Origin of the sequence: Ruegeria sp. SCP10, assembly GCF_040329495.1 — a bacterium.
Classification (GTDB): Bacteria; Pseudomonadota; Alphaproteobacteria; order Rhodobacterales; family Rhodobacteraceae; genus Ruegeria.
This window is the reverse complement of sequence record NZ_JBDZYF010000110.1, coordinates 1-205: the sequence shown is the minus strand read 5'-3', so window position 1 is coordinate 205 and position 205 is coordinate 1. Positions and strand designations below refer to the sequence as shown.

1 protein-coding gene is annotated in these 205 nt (G+C 62.0%); it reads right to left on the bottom strand.

What is annotated here, in order from left to right:
- The coding region (locus tag ABLN87_RS22500) for a hypothetical protein (RefSeq protein WP_353014350.1) at window positions 1-205 on the bottom strand (205 nt) is incomplete at both ends.

Below are 205 nucleotides of genomic sequence, written 5' to 3'. Positions count from 1 at the left end.
TCGTCGTCAAGCAAGCGGTACAACTCCTCCAAACCGATCTCGGCCTCAGCGTCAGTTGCGGGGTCTGGAGCTGCCGGAGCACCGGTCATGGTTTCCTCTGCAGTCTGTTGGGGGTCCGCTGCTGGTGCGGCATCCAGTTGCAGGGCATCGTCATCCAGCACCGGGTTGTCCCAAGGGAAGTCGGTGAGGATATCGAGCCCGGGTT